The organism is Aeromonas sp. 25-AL00135 (assembly GCF_054052385.1).
In genome coordinates, this window is record NZ_JBSTYQ010000009.1 from 153490 (window position 1) to 171108 (window position 17619).

A 17619-nucleotide genomic window follows, 5' to 3' on the forward strand; every position below is an offset into this window, starting at 1 on the left:
TGATGTGCTCAACCCTGCTTGCGCACCTCGGCGGCGATCTGGTCGAGCAGCTGTTGCCAGCCCTGACCCAGCTCGTTCACCAGTGCGTTGTAGCCATCGGCTGGCAGCACCCGCTCCTGACGGAAGGGGGCATCGCGCAGCACGGTGCCATCTTCCGCCAGCAGGCGCCAGCGGCCGCTCAGCACGGCGCTGCCATCATGACGGCCCTGAAAGCGCTCCACCAGAATGGTCAGCACCGGCCCCTTGCGGGCGCCATCCTGCCGTACCACCCAGCCCGGCAGGCGGGTGGAGAGGCCATTGAGGGTGAGCTGGTTGAGCTGATCGTCCAGCGCACCGGCCCAGCGATGGTACTCGGTGAAGTGGAGCTCTTGTCCTTCCAGCTGATAGACCAGACTGATCCGGTCGAGCTGGCTGGCCAGCGCCACCGGGCGCAGCACCAGCTGGTGCTGCGGTTGGGCCGGGGCCGTTACGGGTTGCTGGTTGTCGGCATCGAGCGAGTAGTAGTGCAGACTTGGCTGGCTGCTGCAACCCGCCAGCAGGCCCAGCAGGGCCAGCGTCAGGATCTCTTTTTTCATTGTTTGCCTCGCTTGGGCTCAGGGTCCGATGGATGCGCGCGATCGAAGATCAGTGAGCTGGGCTGCTCGTTGAGGGAGTGCACCAGCGGCTGCAGTTCGCGCATCAACTGATTGAGGGTCTGCACCGACTGACGCAGATCCTGATTGGTCTGCGATTGGGCATCATAGGCCTGCAAGGTCTCCTGCAACTGCTTGAGGCTCTCGTTGAGCGAGGCGGGCAGCTGCTGGGTAGAATCCTTGGCGGTGAGCTTGTTCAGGTTGGCGCTGACTGCACTGATGTTCTTCAGGGTGCCATCCAGGGTGGTGAGTGACCCGTTGACCTTGGTCAGGGTGGTCGCCATGTCCATGTCGACAAACTTGTCGAGGATGAGGTTCACCTTGCGCTCGATCTGATCCAGCCCGCCCTGCACGGTGGGGAAGACCTGATAACCGGCCAGCTTGGCCTGCTCGAAACGTGGTGCGTCCGGATAGAAGTTGAGATCGATGATCTTGCCGCCAGTCAGCAGGCTTGAGGTCTTGAGACTGGCACGCAACCCTTCCTTGAACTGCTTGCCGAACAGGGCTCGCCATTGATCCTTCTCCGCCTTGGCATAGCGGTGGGAGAGGCGCTGCACCTCGATGCGAGCCAGCACCGGGATCTGGCGGCTCTTGAAGATCTGCACGCCCTTGTCCTCGATGAGGTAGGGGGCGGAGATGACGGTACCGACCCGAATGCCGCGATACTGCACCGCCGCGCCCGGGTGCAGGCCACCCACGTTGTCATCGAACAGGAAGACGTAGTCGATGAACTGATCCAGACTACCGGCCAGCACGCTCGCCTCATCCTGAAACAGGGTGAACCCTTCCATCTGTTTGACCGGTTCGCCAGGCGCCCAGCCGGGTGGCAGACCCATGGTGATGCCGCCATCGATCAGGCTCTCCAGCGAATCCATCTTCACCTTCATCCCCTCGCTGCTCATGGAGACCTCGAAGCCCGGGGTCATCCAGAAGCGGGAGTTGCTGCTCACCAGAATGTCATAGGGGGCGTGGATGAAGATTTGATACTGCATCTCGCTCTTTTCCGGCAGGAACTTCGCCTCTTCCACCTGACCTATGGTGAAGCCCTGATAGTTGATGGGGGAGCCTTCCCCCAGCGCGCGGGTGTCGCGGCTGCTGAGGGTGAGACGCAGCCCCTTGGCATCGAGGGAGGCGAGCGGCGGTTTGTCGAGCATGGCGTATTCATCCCGCGCCCGACCTTTCTTGCCGGGGGCGAGCTCGATATAGGCGCCGGAGAGCAGGGTGCTCAGACCCGATACCCCTTCACGGCCCACTCTGGGCTTGACCACCCAGAACTGGCTGTCACCGCGCAGCATGCCGGAGGCGGCATTGGTCAGCCGTCCTTTCAGCACGGCATGGCTATAGTCATCGCTCAGCTCGACGGCCTCGATGCGGCCGACGTCCACTTCGCGGGAGCGGATCACCGTCTTGCCAGCGACTATGCCCTCGGCAGTGGCGACTGTCAGGGTGAAACTCGGGCCCTGGGAGTACCAGTGCTGGAACAGCATCCAGAGACCGATGAACAGTGCCAGCAGGGGCACCATCCAGATTGCGGCGGCAGAGCTTAGAAAGTCAGAGCCCGGTTTCCACCTTTTTTTACGCTCACTCACGTTCGCGTTCTCCTTGTTGTAAATCCCAGATCAGGCGGGAGTCGAAACTCATGGCGGCGACCATGGTGATCAGCACCACACCTGCAAATGCGACGGCCGCAGGGCCGGGGTAGATGGTCATCAGATTGTCGAGCCGGATCAGGCCCGCCAGAATGGCCACCACGAAGACGTCGATCATCGACCAGCGTCCGACAAATTCGGTCATGCGATAGAGTTTGAGCTTGCCGAGGGGGGAAGTGACATTGCCGCGCTGCACCATATAGCAAAGCCAGAATAGCGCCAGTATTTTCACCAGCGGCACCACCACGCTGGCGAAAAAGATCACCGCCGCTATGGGGTAGGAGCCCATGGCCCAGAGCAGCACCACACCGCCGAGGATGGTAGAGGGGCTGTCATCACCGAGAAACACCGTATCCATGATGGGATAGACGTTGGCCGGAATGTAGAGAATGGCGGAGGTAAACAGCAGCGCCCAGGTGCGGTTCAGGCCGCCCGGCTTGCGCGCATGCAGCTTGCCGCCGCAGCGGGAGCAGCTGTGGCTGCCCACCTCGCTCAGAGCGCCACAGATATGGCAGCCCACCAGACCTGATTCCAGCGCGCCCGCTTCCGGGTCGATATCCCGCGCCTCGGTAGGGCCGAACAGCCGCTGCCACAGCCACATCTGATCCAGTGAGGAGATCATCTTGATGAGCAGCACGGTGTAACCGACGAAAGCCCAGAATGACAGCCCCATCTTGATGTCGGCCATCCCCATCAGCTTTACCAGCGAGATGAGCACCCCCACCAGAAAGACATCCACCATCAGCCAGGGTTTGATCCGGCAGAGCAGACGGCCGAGGGAGCGCAGGGCATTGCTGTGCAGATCTTTATCGACCCGCCACAGCACCAGCATGATGGATCCCATATAAACCAGTGGCAGGCCGATCAGGGTCAGGCTCAGTACCGCGCCGAGAAACAGATAGCCCTCATCCACCAGGGTGGTGATGCTCTGCAAAAAGGTCATCTCCTGGCCCACCCCTTTGGCCGAGAAGGACATAAAGGTAAAGGCATTGGCGAGCACGAACATGATAAGTGCCGCGAACCCGTAGGAGATCGGCCGCAACTCCTGCTGTGGCAGGTGGCGACTCAGTGTGTGTCCGCAACGGGGGCAGCAGCTGGCCTGTCCCACCTCGAGCGGTGTGGCCGGTATCAGCAGGTCACACTCTTCGCAGGCAGTGGCATCATGGACATAGGTGGTGTGGTGTTGGTGTGAAACCGGATGCAAGATAAAACCCCAGATAAGGCCCGTGGTAGAGCCAGAGCTGGCGATTATCGCAGTTGTGCTGGTCAGCGACCAGCCCCCGGAGGGCGCTATTGCTGGCGGGAGTGAGAATGACTTTGACAAGCCAGTGCCCATTTAGCACAATCAAACGCCACTTTTTTTCCGCGGGACAATAATTTATGACAACTGAATCCCCCAGCTACTCCACGATTGAGCAAGCCTTCTCCCTCGGGAACGGGCAAGATTCTGCCCTCAACTGGTTGCGCAAGAACCGCAGTCAGGTCGCTATTTTTCTGGTGAGCGGCATCAAGCTGGAAGGCACCATCAGCGGGTTCGACCAGTACAGCGTGCTGCTGACCGATGCTCATGGTAACCAGCAGCTGGTCTACAAGGCCAAGATCTCCACCATCGCCATGCACACCGGCCGTCCGCAGGTGAACATCCAGCGTGCTCGCAAGCCGCGTGTCTCCATGGCGCCGCGCCCCCACGGTGCGCCGGGCCGTTATGACGACAATCAGGGCGGCGGCAACAACGAGTAATCGTCAGCCTCGCACTCCCCGTTGACGCGCCCTGCGTCAGCGGCTGACGGAACCTGCTCTCATTTTCATTCATGTCCCGTATGAGAGCCGGTTCCGGTTATCGCCCCTTGCAGGGCGATATTTTTTTCCGTACTACGCCGTTATGCCGACCGGTTTGCCCTCTTTGACCATGCAGGTCTGCATACCCGCCGCTTCTCCGGCCTGTACCCCGATACCGGTATCTTCAAACACCAGACAGCCTGATGGCTCGACCCCCAGTTTGCTGGCGACCAGCAGGAAGGTGTCCGGATTGGGCTTGTGCAGCTCCACATCGTCTGCGGTGACCACCACGGAGAAGTAGCGATCCAGCCCAGTGTTGCGCAGCACCGCCTCGGCATTTATGCGCGGCGAGCCGGTGCCGATCCCCATCGGGATGACGCCATGATAGCGCTCGACCAGCGCCTGCATGGCCGGAAAGACGGTCGCCTTGTGCAGGTTGGCCACATAGTGGGCGGTCTTGCAGCGGGTGACTTCGAGCGGATCGAGGGGGATCTGCTGCTCCTGTGCCACCAGCAGGGCTATCTTGCGGCTCGGCATGCCACCCAGTTCATAGAACCAGTCGGCATCGAAGCGAAAGCCAAACTCACGGGCGGTATGTTCCCAGGCGGCGAGGTGCAGCGGCATGGAGTCGACCAGGGTGCCATCAAGGTCAAAGACCAGGCCTTGGAATCCGGAAAGCGTCATGGTGCGGGTCAGTCTCTGAAAAAAGGGAACCCATTCTAGCCAGTGGCTCCCCGCCTCGCCATCACCTAGCTGGTGAGAAACGCTTGCCCCCACATTTGTGACTGAAAATAGACGGGGGTGAGCTGGGCCGGATCGAGTTGATATTTGGGGGCAAGCTGTTCCAGCAGGGCCCAGTTGCCCTGTTCATAGGTGCTGACCAGCTGAAACAGATGAAATAGTGGCCCTTCGTGCAGTTCGATGGCGCGCTGCACGCTCTTGGGCAGGTGGGCCATCAACGGCTCCGACAGCAGGGAGCCATCGAGCACCAGTCCCACCAGAAAGGCCCAGCTTGCCTCCGCTTTACCGAGGGCGGTGAGGGCAATCAACTCGCAGAAGCGGCCGCGGGCGATGGCCATGCGGGTGCAGGCCTCCGGCATGTGCTGGCTCACCCGGGCCAGACCGTTGATCAACACGAACTTGCGGATCTCCTGCTCCCCCAGATAGGAGAGGGCGCGGGGTACCGAGGTGATGGGGGCTGCATGATCGAAGCCGGGGGCGTTGACGTAGGTGAGCAGCAGGCCGGGCAGCCAGGCATCCTGCTCCAGCAGGCGGGCTACCTGGGCGAAAGAGAACTCTTCGTGGCAGATGAGCTGGAGGATCTGCTGTACTAGCGCCATATCGGGCTGGTTGGCCCGCTGATTAACCAGCTCCGGACGGGCGAGAAAGCCGCCGGCAAAGAAGTCGACCTCGGCCTCTCGCAGCGGGAGAAAATCCGCCCAGGTTTCGATGTTCAGCGCCATCCGCTTGTGTTCGGTGGGCTGGCAGATCCCCTCTTCCCCCATCCAGTACACCAGCAGGCGGCTGGCGCCGAGCCAGCGTGGATCCCGGTTGGCGCCATGCACCGCCAGTCTGCGCCGGCTGTCGCGCCACTGCTCCAGCACCGGGAACGAGTTGGGCTGGCGTTCGCTGGAGGCTTCAACCAGCGGGATCGCGTCCTGATCCAGCAGGAGGGGACGCTGTTCATCGAGCTGTTCGTGGGTGAAGGGCACCAGATATTGACGCCCCTGCGCTAGCAGGCGGCAATGTTGCGCCAGTGAAGGCCATTCGGCCGGTGAGCTTAGCTGATAGTCGATGCCGTAGGCCACCAGAGCCAAGCGACGATTGAAGATAGGGTAGCGACGCAACAGCATGGGATCACCGATAGGCCAGAGTGCGGGCCCTCCCTTGTGACTTGGCGTGGTAGAGCGCCTGGTCAGCCTGTTCGGTCAGGGTCTGCCATGCTCCGTCCTGGGAGGGAACCAGATAGCTAAAGCCTATGCTAACCGTAATGAAATCAGCAACCCGCGAGGCGGGATGGGGCATTTTTAAGCGGGCAAGACCATCATGGATCCGTCCGGCCAGCTGTTCGGCCTCACCGGGTTGGGGGGCGCAGAGCAGAATGACGAACTCCTCCCCGCCGTAACGGGCGACCAGATTGGTACAGCGCCGCTCTGCATCCCGCAGCACATGGGCCACCTGTTGCAGGCAGAGATCCCCCTTGGAATGGCCGAAGTGGTCGTTGTAGGCCTTGAACTCGTCGACGTCGATCATCAATACCGCCAGCAGGTTCTGGGTGCGCCGTGCCCACTCCCACTCCCGCTGCATGGTGATGTCCCACTGGCGCCGGTTGGCGATGCCGGTGAGGGGATCTTCCAGCGACAGCAGGGAGAGGCGGTGATTGGCCTCCTCCAGCGCACGGTTGGTCTCGGCCAGCTGCATGGTGCGCTCGGCGACCCGGGCCTCCAGCTGGCGGTTGAGGGTTTCCAACTGCTCCTGAGTACGCTGGCGGATCAGCAGTTGTGACAGAATGGCGGCGTACTGTTTGAAGATCTCGCTCTGATAGGCCTTGAGCGGACGGTGCCAGAGCAGGTTGTCGGCGGCGATCCAGCCGATGGGGGTGGTGCCATCCCACAGCGATACCATGGCGTTCCAGCCACGGCCCACCTGCTGCTTCTCGTAGTAGAGGGGGGTATCTTCCATCACCAGCACGTAATCCTTGCGCCTGAGCGCCTCTTGCACCGTGGGGTGATCCGGAATGGGGCTGATGAAGTTGTGTTCATCCATCAGCTCGCCCTCTTCGCTGGTGCCCCAGGTGCCGCGCATGGTCTTGCCATCGGGTTCGATCAGGAAGATGGCGACCCGATCGAACTGCAGCTCCTTGCGGGCCAGCAGCACGGCATCCCGCAGCAGATCGTTCTCGCTGCGACTGCGGGAGAGGGTAACGCTTACCATGTGCAGCGCCTGCAACATGGTGAGGAAGGAGCCTTGCAGTGCCTGACTCTGAACCAGATCGGTCTGGGTATGGAGCCGCTGGTCCCGCTCCTGATTGACCTGGCTGGAGAGCAGGTGATTGCTGAGCTCGGCAGTCAGATAGTGGATAAGGAGCTGGATGCCCTGACGCTGGTGGGAGGAGAGGCGATCGATGCGGCGGCGGGTCTCCAGATAGATGACCCCTTCCAGCTTCATGTGACGCTTGAGAGGGAAACAGGCGCGTAACTGCGGCTGGGCGGGCTCCACATTTTCGCCGGGATCCGGCGGTGCTTGGAGTTGCTCGATCACCAGTTGTCCCTTCTCCATCGCCTTGTCAATCAGGTGGTGGGGCAGGGTCAGTTGACCGAGATGGGCGAGATCAAGCGTGGTCAGCCCGTGATCGAGCTGAAAACTGTAGAGCTGCGGTTCGGGGGCTTTCAGCCAGAGGTAGAGGCGTTCGGCATCGGTCTTTTCACGGATGGTGGCGAGGCTCACTTCGCATAACTGAGCGAAGTTGGTGAAGTGTTCCGGGTCCCATTCCTGCATACCAATATCCCTTGGATTGTACCCAAGCGAGTATAGACATATTTCTCCTTGATTAATATGTCAGAAAGGAGAGGTGGCGCACATAATGGTTGCATTAAGCCATTCTGGTGGAGACATTCACTGCGTTCTCTGCCAATAGTGGCTAGAACTGTGTGCCATAACGGTATATATGGCAGCTTGTAGGGCGGGATGCCGGGTAAAAAAGAGCCCGCACGATGGCGGGCTCTCGGGCAGATCAGATGATTCTGCGCGGCTTATTCTGCCTTGGGGGCAGCCTCAGCGGGTGTTTCACTGCTATCGGCTGGCGCACTCTCGGTCGCCGGGGCTTCCGGTGCCGGGCCCGGCACCAGATCCACAGCCGGCTTGGCGATAAGGGAACGGGTCTCTTCCACCGCTTCGGTCAGCTTCACCTCGATGATCTGGCCGAGCTCATAAACCACTTCGGTCTTGTCCAGATAGACGCGGCCGTTGTCCCAGTTGCACTCCAGTCGATCCTTGTTGTCGAGGATGTGACGGGCAGGCATGAACACCACGGCGCCGTTCTCCTGCAGACGCAGCTTGAGACCGGCACGCATCACGTCGATGATTTCGGCATTGAACACCTGATCGGTGCCAGCGGCGGCTTTCAGGTAGCGAACATAGAGCCAGTCGCCGATGTCGCGCTCCACCATGCGGTGCAGACGGCGGCAGGCGGTCAGATGCTCGGTGAGCTCGGTGCTCGGGCGCTCGCCCGGGGTCTTGCCGGCGATGACCGCTTTGAGCAGACGATGGTTGACCATGTCGCCGTATTTACGGATCGGGGAGGTCCAGGTAGCGTAGGCATCCAGACCCAGGCCGTAGTGGGCGCCCGGCTCGGAGGACATCAGCGCATAGCTCTGGAAGCGGCGGATCTTGCCGTCCAGCCAGCGGGTGTCGAGGTTGTCGATCCAGCGGCGCAGGGCGCAGAAGCCGGAGAGGCTGGCGATCTCGTCGCGCTCGAACGGGGCTTCGGCACTTTTCAGCAGGTCAATGGCGCCGTCGAGGGACTCTTCGTCAAAGCCGGTGTGAACGTTGAAGATGCCGTAACCGACGCTCTTGCCCAGCACGCGACCGGCGCAGATGTTGGCGGCGATCATCGACTCTTCCACCATGCGGTTGGCGATGCGGCGCGGCTCGACGTGGATAGTCAGCACTTCGCCATTCTCGCCCAGCTCGAAGTCGTAGTCGGGACGATCCGGGAATACCAGCGCATGCTCGGTGCGCCACGCGATGCGTGCTTCGGTCATCGCCTTCATCAGCGGCAGCTGGGCCAGTACGCCTGCGTCGATAGCCAGCTCTTTGCCATGCTCGGCCCAGTCGGAGACGTCGTCGTAGTTGAGACGGGCGTGGGAGCAGATGCGGGCGGCGAAGAACTCGGTCTCCTCCAGTAGCAGACCATCTTCGGCGATCAGCAGACGGGCGCACAGGGTGTTGCGCTCCTCGCCCTCTTTCAGGGAGCAAAGCTCGTCGGAGAGGGTGCGCGGGATCATCGGCACGTTGCGGCCCGGCATGTAGACGGTAAAGGCGCGCTGGGCGGCCTCTTTGTCCAGCTCGCTCCCTTCGGCCACATAGGCGGTCGGGTCAGCGATGGCGACCAGCAGCTCCCAGCCGTTGTCCAGCTTGGTGATGGCCAGCGCATCGTCCATATCCTTGGTCTTGGCACCATCGATGGTGAAGAAGGGCACCTTGGTCAGGTCACGACGGGGCAGCTCTTCCTCTTCGATGACCTTCCACTCCGGCAAATCAGCCGGCTCGACCTGGGCCAGATTGTGGCGCGCCAGCACCACCCACCAGGGCACATTGTGATCTTCCTGGGCGGCGATCTTCTGGATGATCTCGGCAGAGAAGTTGCCGTCGACCAGCGCATGGCGCTTGAGGGTCGCCACCACCCAGTCACCTTCCTTGAACTCTTTCTCATCCAGACCCTTCTTGACGCGGGCCTTGATGGCATCCTTGATCAGCGGATGGTCGGCAACCACGTTGAGGCGGTCACGGAACATCTTGACCCGGGCCACGAAGCGGGTGACGGACTGCTCCAGCAGGGTATCCGGCTCGGCCACTTCCTTCTCTTTTTCGGTGCGGATCAGGGCGGTCACCCGGTCACCGTGCATCACCTTCTTCATGTAGGGAGGCGGCACGAAATAGCTGGTCTTCTCATCGACTTCCAGAAAGCCGAAGCCCCGGTCCGAGGCGCGGATCACACCCTCTTTCTTCGGGATGTTTTCGCGGATTTGTTGCTTGAGCTGGGCCAGCAGCGGATTGTCTTGGAACATAAGTGAGGAACCTGAAGTGAAAACCTGGGTGGAGACCTGATGAAGGATCGCCCAGCACTATACGTTTTTAGCCCTGCAAAGCCAAGGTGAATGGCCTGCTCAGCGTGGTTTCAACTGCGATCTGGCATGGTCGATAAGGCGTTGGGAGAGCTGCTTGTGAACCCCTTTTTCCAGTACCCAGCGGTGCCAGTAGAGGCGTTCCGTCAGGACGTGGTCGGGACTGAGGTTGAGTAGTGACCCGCCAGCCAGCTGGCCTCTTATCTGCAATTCGGGGATCAGGCAGTAGGCCAGCCCCTGTTCTGCCATGGCGACGAAGGCCTCTGACGAGTGGACCGTATGGCAGGGATAACCGCCCGGCTCCAGCCCGAAGTGTTCTCTCATAAAGCTCACATGCATGTCATCGCGCTGATCGAACGCCACCGCCGGTGCCTTGGCCAGCGCATCGCGGGTCAGGCCATGAGGGAAGTGGCGGGCAACGAAGGCGGGGCTGGCGGTAAGCAGATAGTTCATCTCACCGAGCTCATCAACGCAGCAACCCGCCAGCGGCTGGGGATGCAGGCTGACTGCACCAAAGGCCTGACCCTCGCGGACCTTGTCGAGGGTGCGGCTCTCGTCATCGACCAGCAGGTTGAGTTCGATGGGGTGCTGTTTCAACAAGGGGGCAATGGCGGGCAAAAACCAGGTGGCCAGGCTGTCGGCGTTGACGGCGATGCTGATCCGGATTGGCCCTTGCGGCTCATCGGGAGCCAGCTCCCCCGCCAGTTCGAGCTCGAGCTGATGTACCTGCCGATAGTGGGCCAGCAGCTTCTGACCGAGCGCGGTGGCCTGCAGCGGCTGGCTACGAATGAGCAGCGGCTCGGCAAACTGTTGCTCCAACTGCTTGATCCGCTGGGAGATGGCCGACTGGGTGATATGGAGCGACTTGGCCGCCCGATCGAAGTTTTGTTCCTGCAGTACCGCATCCAGCGCCCGCAGCAGTTTGTAATCCAGCTCTTTCATCTTCTCCCCCTTCCGTTGCCCAAGGGCTGACTCTACGTCACTCGGCAGGGGACAACAATGGGCGGTGGAAGGGGCGTTGCGCTGTGATATCTGACAGTGGTGGTCTGTCTTGTAAGGAAGGCATACTGCTAGAGACCGCAGGGGGCAGCCCTGCGGGGTCATAGCGATACAGCGATACGTTTATCCCGGGCCTGTTTTCCCGGGATTTTTTATATCTGGGCCGCTAACTCATGGGAGCGATAGGTGGCAGTTTGATAGTGTCCGATAAGTGGCTGCGAGACCGCCAGGGCAAATCGCTCATCCAGATAAAAGCGCAGGCCGACACCTTTCACTGCACCGAGATCTACCGCTTGGCGGTGGCCCAGACGAGCCATAGGGATTCCGAGACGGCGGAAAATGCGTTCTGCGGGCAGGCTGGCTACACCAACAAACTCTTTGATGCCGTTGGCTGTAGCAAACGCATAGGCTTCCCGAAGGAGCACGCAGGTCAGCTCGCTGACACCATTGGTCATGCACGGAGCGCGGGTCGCATCGATAGCCAGACGGGTGAGTTCCCAGATCTCGGGAGTGCGAGGCGCGTTTTCACCGGCAAGGGCGGTGGGAAAAATGCTGGGCAACATATAGGCGCTGGCGCAACTGAGCAGACGGATACAGGCGCAGACTCCTTGTTCATCTTCGACCAGTACCCAATGGGTGTCTGGCGTGTCAAAGCGGTCGCGTTCCAAACCGTGGTAAGACTCGACGTCCCAGCCTAGCCGGTCGGAAAAGACGCGATTTCGAAATTGATAGAGTTCGTTCTCTACGGCGTTTCGTGGGTGATCTCTCAATTTTCCTTTGAAAACCAACATTATGAACTCTCTCTCTGCCTGTTCGCCGTTATAATCAGAAGCTTGGCCAGGGGGGCTAGCATATGAAACAAGAGCAACTGTTTGAGTATCTGGAACATTTCACTTCGGTGACGGATGGTGACCGTCTTGCCGGATTGATCGGTCGCTTTACGGTCGATATGGGTTATGACTATTACGGCTTTACCCTGATCATTCCGATGTCGATGCAAAGACCCAAAGTGGTACTGTTTAATCAGTGCCCTATCTCCTGGGTACAGACCTATACCGATAACAACATGCTGGCGTGCGACCCTGTGATTCAGTTGGCACGCAAGCAGACGCTGCCCATCTACTGGAACCGCCTCGATGAGCGGGCTCGCTTTCTGCAAGAGGGAAGCATGGACGTGATGGGACTGGCCGCCGAGTTCGGATTGCGCAATGGCATCTCCTTCCCTCTGCACGGCGCAGCCGGGGAGAACGGAATCCTCTCCTTTATCACGTCCGAGCGGGCTTCTAGCGATCTGCTGCTGGAGTCCTCGCCAATCCTCTCCTGGATGGCCAATTACATCTTCGAGGCTGCGATCAGGGTTGTGCGCCTGAGGGATTCGGATCAACAAGCCGCGCTGACGGATCGTGAGACCGAATGCCTGTTCTGGGCCAGTGAGGGGAAAACATCGGGGGAGATCGCCTGCATTTTGGGGATCACCGAGCGTACGGTGAATTACCACCTCAATCAGGTCACTCGCAAAACCGGATCAATGAATCGCTATCAAGCCATTGCCAAGGGGATTAGCAGTGGCATTTTGCTGCCGAATCTTGAACAGGTTGTTGTCACCAACTTCCCTAAACTGATGCAATAGAACCTGTTGATTCTCGGGGCAGAAGCAGGGGGACTCAATTGTCAGATCCTGCTATTGACTATTGGTTTCGGATGGGGCTTTTGGTGACTCCAAGTGATTAGCAAAATGAATCAATCAGTAAATCAATGAATTTCTAAGAAGGAACCACCATCGCTATAGTGCCGCTCATTCATCATTTCGAACGGTACTCTCCATAATGCTCGCAACTACACTACAGGGCTTCACCATCGGTCTGGCCATGATCATCCCCATCGGCGCCCAGAATGCCTTTGTGCTGAGTCGGGGCATCCATCGCAATCACCATCTGCTGACGGCCACGCTCTGCAGTTTCTGCGATCTCACCCTGATTGCTATCGGCGTATTTGGCGGAGCCAATCTGCTGGCCGCCAGCCCCCTCGGCATGGCGCTGCTCACCTGGGGAGGCGTGCTGTTTCTCGGCTGGTTTGGTGGCCGTTCCCTGCTCAGTGCCTGGCGTGGTAAAGGGGAGGGGCTTGCCGATTCAGCTCAGCAGATGGGGGCCAAAAGCGTGCTGGCGATGACGCTGGGAGTTACGCTGCTCAATCCTCACGTCTATCTCGATACTTTGATGCTGCTCGGCTCCCTTGGCAGTCAGGTGAGCGAGTCCCTGCGTCCGGCCTTTGCTGCGGGGGCCATGCTGGCCTCGTTGGTGTGGTTCTACTCGCTGGCGCTGGGGGCCGCAGCGCTGGCGCCCTGGTTGGCCCGCGGCCGGGTGCAGCAGGGGATCGATCTGCTGGTAGGCATCATCATGTTGAGCTTGGCTGTTCAACTGGCCATAGGACGTTGAGGAAGTTAAGGCGGCAGGAATGAGCGGCCGGTAACAAAAAGATGCCACTCACATGAGTGGCATCTTTGCTATTGGAGGGGCTCAGACTCTGAACTGGGAGAGCAGGCGCTGCTGCAGCAGGCTGGCCTGATGGAGCGAGGAGGCGAGTTGCAGACACTCCTGTGCCTCCTGTTCGCCGGTTCTGGCTTGCAGACTGATGCCGGAGACCTTGTCAGAGGAGTGGCTCAGGGTGTGTGACAGTTGACCTGTGGCTACGGCGACCTGCTGCACCATGTCGGCCAGCTGGTCGATGGCGCCTTCCACCTTGAACAGGATCTGCTTGGTATTCTCGGAGTCCTGCATGCCGGACTCCACCGTCTTGAGGTTGCGTTGCATCATCAGATAGGCGGTCTCGGTCTGCTGCTGGATGCTGCTGATCACCTGGCTGATCTCGGCGCTTGATGTCGCGGTGCGATTGGCCAGGGTGCGCACCTCGTCCGCAACCACCGCAAAGCCACGCCCCATCTCCCCCGCGCGGGCCGCTTCGATGGCCGCATTGAGGGCAAGCAGGTTGGTCTGCTCCGAGATGCCACTGATGGTGGAGATGATCTGGCCAATCTGACCCGCCTGCTCCTTGAGGGAGTTGATGGCGATGGCACACTCGCTCACCTCCTGTACCACCCGTTGCATGCCCGCGCTGGCGGAGGCGACATACTGGCTGCTCTCGGTGGTCAGCTGGCGCACCTCGTTGGCATTGTGGGCCGCCATGCTGCAGTTGTCCGAGATACCGGTGGCGACTTGCACCATCTGTTCACTGTCGTGGTGCAGGGCCAGCGCATGTTCGGCGGTCTGGCGGCTGCTTTGGCTGATTGCCTCCACCCGGTTGACCGAGGTGTGAACGTGCTCGCTGATGTGCTGGTTGTTGTCCATGGTGGAGCTGATCATCTTCTGCAGTTTCTCGATGAAACGATCCACGCTGTTGGCCAGCGAGCCTATCTCATCATCACGTTGCAGGTTGATGCGGGCGTTGAGGTCTCCCTCGCCAGCGGCAATATCCTGCATCCGCTTGTCCACTTGCAGCAGCGGGGTTACCAGCTTGCGGGTCAGCCAGAAGCCGCAGAGGGTGACCATGATCAGGCTCAGCAGCAGGCCACCCAGCAGCAGGGTTCGGGTCTGGCTGATGATGCCGTTGAGCTGGGCCACCTGATCCTCGACGGTAGCATCGCCGCTCTCCTCGATGGCAACCAGCTGTTGTCGCAGCTCATCGGCACTGACCTCATAGACGGACTGCTGGGTCTGATAGCTGCCGAGCGCATCGACCCACTGTCCCATCAGTTGCTGATGCCGGGCCAACAGGGCGCGATACTCTGCCGACAGTGTCTTGCCGGCAAATTCGCCGGTTCCCTCGATATCGAACAGCCCGGTGCCGAGCATGCTGTCGATTGCTTCGTGGTAGAACTCGGTCGCTTCTTTCAGCTCGGCCTTGATCGCCTCTGTGACTCCTTGTCTGCGCATCTTCTCCAGAGCATAGAGCTGGCGCAAAAAGCCTATGTTGGATTCCATCCCCCCGTCGGCCGCTTCCCAGCGAGTGGAGAGGCCGCTGTTCCAGCTGATGGTCTGGTCGGGGGATTGGGTCAGCGCCTCGACCGCGCCGTCGCCGATCACCTCCAGCTGGGTCGAGAGGCGAGCCATCAGATCGGCGTTGTGATGCAGGGCCTGATCCACCTCGGTATAGGCGTGATAGAGCGCCAGCAGCTTCTCTTGTTGCTGTTGATAGTCCTGCTTGTGCTGTTCCATGGTGGCAAGGGCTGCACCATCAATGAGCTGCCCCTGGCTGACCCGAGCCAGCGCGTCATCGGTCGCCGCCTTGGCAGCATCGAGTTCGGCGCGATTGAGCGGGGTTCCGTTTTGCATCTTCTGAATCTGTAGCTGTTGGTTGCCCAGCTCTATGGAGCCCTCCATGGCACCGTCGGCGGTCTGCCAGGCGGCGCCCAGGACATAGGAGAGCAGATTGGCTAGCCGCTGGCTGCCATACCAGCCAACGACCCCCATGCCCAGCGTACAGCCGAGCAATATGGCAAGACCCAGATTGGAGGTGGTAACAATTTTCATGTGATGGCCTTCCTTGGTATCGACATTGGCACCAGTTTCGGTTCCGAACGGGTTTAGTGTAGTGGTTTATCCCCCGCTCGGGGGCCGGTGCGGCGCTGAAACATCCCGTGCACTGGCTGCACCCGATCAAGCATGGTGGAAAATTGGATAAAAAGCCTCTCTGACCATGCGGGTGTTGCTGCCCTATGCTGGATACTTATCCAGTTATTCTTTATGCTATGAGCCAATTTACGAATAGTTGTATTGGTGAGGAGAGAGCCGTGATTGGTCGCTTGAGAGGCATTGTCATTGAAAAGCAGCCCCCCGAGGTCCTACTGGAAGTGGGCGGGGTTGGCTATGAGGTACAGATGCCGATGAGCTGCTTCTATGATTTGCCGGAGATCGGCAAGGAAGCGACCATCCATACTCACTTCGTGGTGCGGGAAGATGCCCAGTTGCTCTATGGTTTCAACCACAAACAGGAGCGGGCACTGTTCCGCGAGCTGATCAAGACCAACGGAGTCGGCCCCAAGCTGGCGCTGGCGATTCTTTCCGGCATGACAGCTACCCAGTTTGTGCTGAGTGTCGAACGTGAAGAGATAAGCTCTTTGGTCAAACTGCCGGGAGTCGGCAAGAAGACCGCCGAGCGGCTGGTGGTGGAGATGAAGGATCGCCTCAAGGGGTGGGTCAGTCACGACCTCTTCTCCCCGGCCATGGTCACCTTGCCAGCCAGTGAGCCCGAATTGCGGGCACCGGATGTGACCGAGGAGGCGGCCAGTGCGCTGGTGGCCCTAGGTTACAAGCCGCAGCAGGCGAGTCAGATTGTCAGCAAGATCGCCAAAGAGGGGATGTCGGTGGAAGATATCATCCGTGAATCCCTGCGTAGCCTGGTATGAGGTAGTTGATGATTGAAGCAGACCGCCTCATCTCGGCCAATGCCGCCCGTGAGGATGACATTATTGACCGGGCTATCCGCCCCAAGAAGCTAGCTGATTACACCGGTCAGGATACCGTCTGCGAGCAGATGGAGATCTTTATCGAAGCGGCCCGTCAGCGGGGTGAAGCGCTCGATCACCTGCTGATCTTCGGCCCGCCGGGTCTGGGCAAGACTACCCTCGCCAACATCGTCGCCAACGAGATGGGGGTCAATATCAAGACCACCTCCGGCCCGGTACTGGAGAAAGCAGGGGATCTGGCGGCGCTGCTCACCAACCTCGAACCGAACGATGTGCTGTTCATCGATGAGATACACCGTCTCAGCCCGGTGGTGGAAGAGGTGCTATATCCGGCGATGGAGGATTACCAGCTCGACATTATGATCGGGGAGGGGCCAGCGGCTCGTTCCATCAAGCTGGATCTGCCTCCCTTCACCCTGATTGGCGCCACCACTCGGGCAGGTTCACTGACCAGCCCGCTGCGGGATCGCTTCGGTATCGTCCAGCGGCTGGAGTTCTACAACGTCAAGGACCTGACCGATATCGTCTCCCGCAGTGCCCGTTGTCTGGGGCTAGACATGACGGAAGATGGAGCCATTGAGGTCGCCCGTCGCTCTCGCGGCACGCCGCGGATTGCTAACCGTTTGTTAAGGCGGGTGCGCGACTTTGCCCAGGTGAAATCCGATGGCCGGATCGACGGCCCCATTGCCGCCCGCGCCATGGACATGCTGGATGTCGATAACGAAGGTTTTGACTTCATGGACCGCAAGTTATTGTTGGCTGTGATAGACAAGTTTATGGGGGGCCCTGTGGGTCTCGATAATCTGGCCGCCGCGATCGGGGAAGAGAAAGATACTATCGAAGATGTGCTGGAGCCTTATCTGATCCAGCAAGGGTATCTGCAACGTACACCCAGAGGACGGATTGCGACCACACGAGCCTACGCTCATTTCGGTCTTCAGCGACCAGATGAGAAGTAAAAACAGTCGTTTGAACATGAAACCGCCGTCAAAGGCGGTTTTTTATTATCCGGGCAAAAAAAAGCCCACGGCGGATGCGGTGGGCAAAGACAATTCAGGATGGATGTTCACAGACAGTGAGTGCGTCTGGACACAGACCGGAAAATAAACAGGTGAGCCGTCGCGAGCTCTCAGAGTCGGTTCAGTTGATAGAGCTGAACAAAGGAAAGCTTGTAGTAACGGATGGTTTTAGCAACAAACTTTTTCATCTTCGATTCCAATAGACAGGTTCAAATTGATCGTCGAATACGTACC

15 protein-coding genes are annotated in these 17619 nt (G+C 59.7%); 5 read left to right on the forward strand and 10 right to left on the reverse strand.

Annotated features, from left to right (window positions below; translation table 11 throughout):
* Window positions 1-8: 8 nt before the first annotated feature.
* Genes ACW5XC_RS10665 through ACW5XC_RS10675 form a run of 3 tightly spaced genes read right to left on the reverse strand, consistent with a single transcriptional unit; the run spans window position 9 to window position 3485 of the window.
* Window positions 9-575: a PqiC family protein gene (locus tag ACW5XC_RS10665; RefSeq protein WP_042052434.1), complete on the reverse strand. Its 567-nt coding sequence runs from the start codon at window positions 573-575 to the stop codon at window positions 9-11.
* Window positions 572-2221 (reverse strand): intermembrane transport protein PqiB, encoded by a 1650-nt coding sequence (gene pqiB, locus ACW5XC_RS10670; RefSeq protein ID WP_005335774.1) that lies wholly within the window; start codon window positions 2219-2221, stop codon window positions 572-574. Before pqiB ends, ACW5XC_RS10665 begins: the two co-directional genes overlap by 4 nt.
* On the reverse strand, window positions 2214-3485 hold the full coding sequence (locus ACW5XC_RS10675; RefSeq protein WP_040066978.1) for a paraquat-inducible protein A: 1272 nt from the start codon (window positions 3483-3485) through the stop codon (window positions 2214-2216). Before ACW5XC_RS10675 ends, pqiB begins: the two co-directional genes overlap by 8 nt.
* A gap of 176 nt (window positions 3486-3661) precedes the next feature.
* Here ACW5XC_RS10675 and hfq point away from each other — a divergent pair, with 176 nt between their 5' ends.
* A complete protein-coding gene (hfq, locus tag ACW5XC_RS10680) occupies window positions 3662-4021 on the forward strand; it encodes an RNA chaperone Hfq (protein ID WP_005335772.1) in 360 nt (119 codons plus the stop codon).
* Window positions 4022-4153: 132 nt separating this feature from the next.
* On the opposite strand, the gene ACW5XC_RS10685 is transcribed toward hfq, so the two are convergent.
* From ACW5XC_RS10685 to ACW5XC_RS10710, 6 genes are all read right to left on the reverse strand, one after another.
* On the reverse strand, window positions 4154-4744 hold the full coding sequence (locus ACW5XC_RS10685) for an HAD family hydrolase (RefSeq protein ID WP_005363005.1): 591 nt from the start codon (window positions 4742-4744) through the stop codon (window positions 4154-4156).
* 65 nt (window positions 4745-4809) lie between these two features.
* Entirely contained in the window at window positions 4810-5913 is a 1104-nt protein-coding gene (locus tag ACW5XC_RS10690; protein WP_042052433.1) for an EAL and HDOD domain-containing protein, read from the reverse strand.
* A 4-nt stretch (window positions 5914-5917) separates the two neighbouring features.
* Window positions 5918-7558, reverse strand: a complete 1641-nt coding sequence (locus tag ACW5XC_RS10695; RefSeq protein WP_042052432.1) for a sensor domain-containing diguanylate cyclase — start codon at window positions 7556-7558, stop codon at window positions 5918-5920.
* Window positions 7559-7812: 254 nt separating this feature from the next.
* Window positions 7813-9849, reverse strand: coding sequence for an exoribonuclease II (locus ACW5XC_RS10700; RefSeq protein WP_042052431.1), 2037 nt, complete (start codon window positions 9847-9849; stop codon window positions 7813-7815).
* A 99-nt stretch (window positions 9850-9948) separates the two neighbouring features.
* Window positions 9949-10848: a LysR family transcriptional regulator ArgP gene (locus ACW5XC_RS10705; protein ID WP_042052430.1), complete on the reverse strand. Its 900-nt coding sequence runs from the start codon at window positions 10846-10848 to the stop codon at window positions 9949-9951.
* Between the two features lie 209 nt (window positions 10849-11057).
* Complete coding sequence (locus tag ACW5XC_RS10710; RefSeq protein ID WP_021231751.1) at window positions 11058-11696, reverse strand: acyl-homoserine-lactone synthase; 639 nt, start codon at window positions 11694-11696, stop codon at window positions 11058-11060.
* Window positions 11697-11758: 62 nt separating this feature from the next.
* Between ACW5XC_RS10710 and ACW5XC_RS10715 the strand changes: the two genes are divergently transcribed.
* Both ACW5XC_RS10715 and lysE read left to right on the forward strand, forming a co-directional pair.
* Window positions 11759-12535, forward strand: a complete 777-nt coding sequence (locus tag ACW5XC_RS10715) for a helix-turn-helix transcriptional regulator (protein ID WP_021231752.1) — start codon at window positions 11759-11761, stop codon at window positions 12533-12535.
* A gap of 196 nt (window positions 12536-12731) precedes the next feature.
* A complete protein-coding gene (gene lysE / locus ACW5XC_RS10720; protein ID WP_021231753.1) occupies window positions 12732-13340 on the forward strand; it encodes an L-lysine exporter in 609 nt (202 codons plus the stop codon).
* A gap of 81 nt (window positions 13341-13421) precedes the next feature.
* On the opposite strand, the gene ACW5XC_RS10725 is transcribed toward lysE, so the two are convergent.
* The gene (locus ACW5XC_RS10725; protein WP_042052428.1) at window positions 13422-15431 is read right to left on the reverse strand and encodes a methyl-accepting chemotaxis protein; all 2010 of its coding nucleotides are present in this window, start codon (window positions 15429-15431) and stop codon (window positions 13422-13424) included.
* A 260-nt stretch (window positions 15432-15691) separates the two neighbouring features.
* Here ACW5XC_RS10725 and ruvA point away from each other — a divergent pair, with 260 nt between their 5' ends.
* Entirely contained in the window at window positions 15692-16306 is a 615-nt protein-coding gene (gene ruvA, locus ACW5XC_RS10730) for a Holliday junction branch migration protein RuvA (protein ID WP_005335746.1), read from the forward strand.
* 8 nt (window positions 16307-16314) lie between these two features.
* On the forward strand, window positions 16315-17325 hold the full coding sequence (ruvB, locus tag ACW5XC_RS10735) for a Holliday junction branch migration DNA helicase RuvB (protein WP_042052427.1): 1011 nt from the start codon (window positions 16315-16317) through the stop codon (window positions 17323-17325).
* Window positions 17326-17619: the final 294 nt, after the last annotated feature.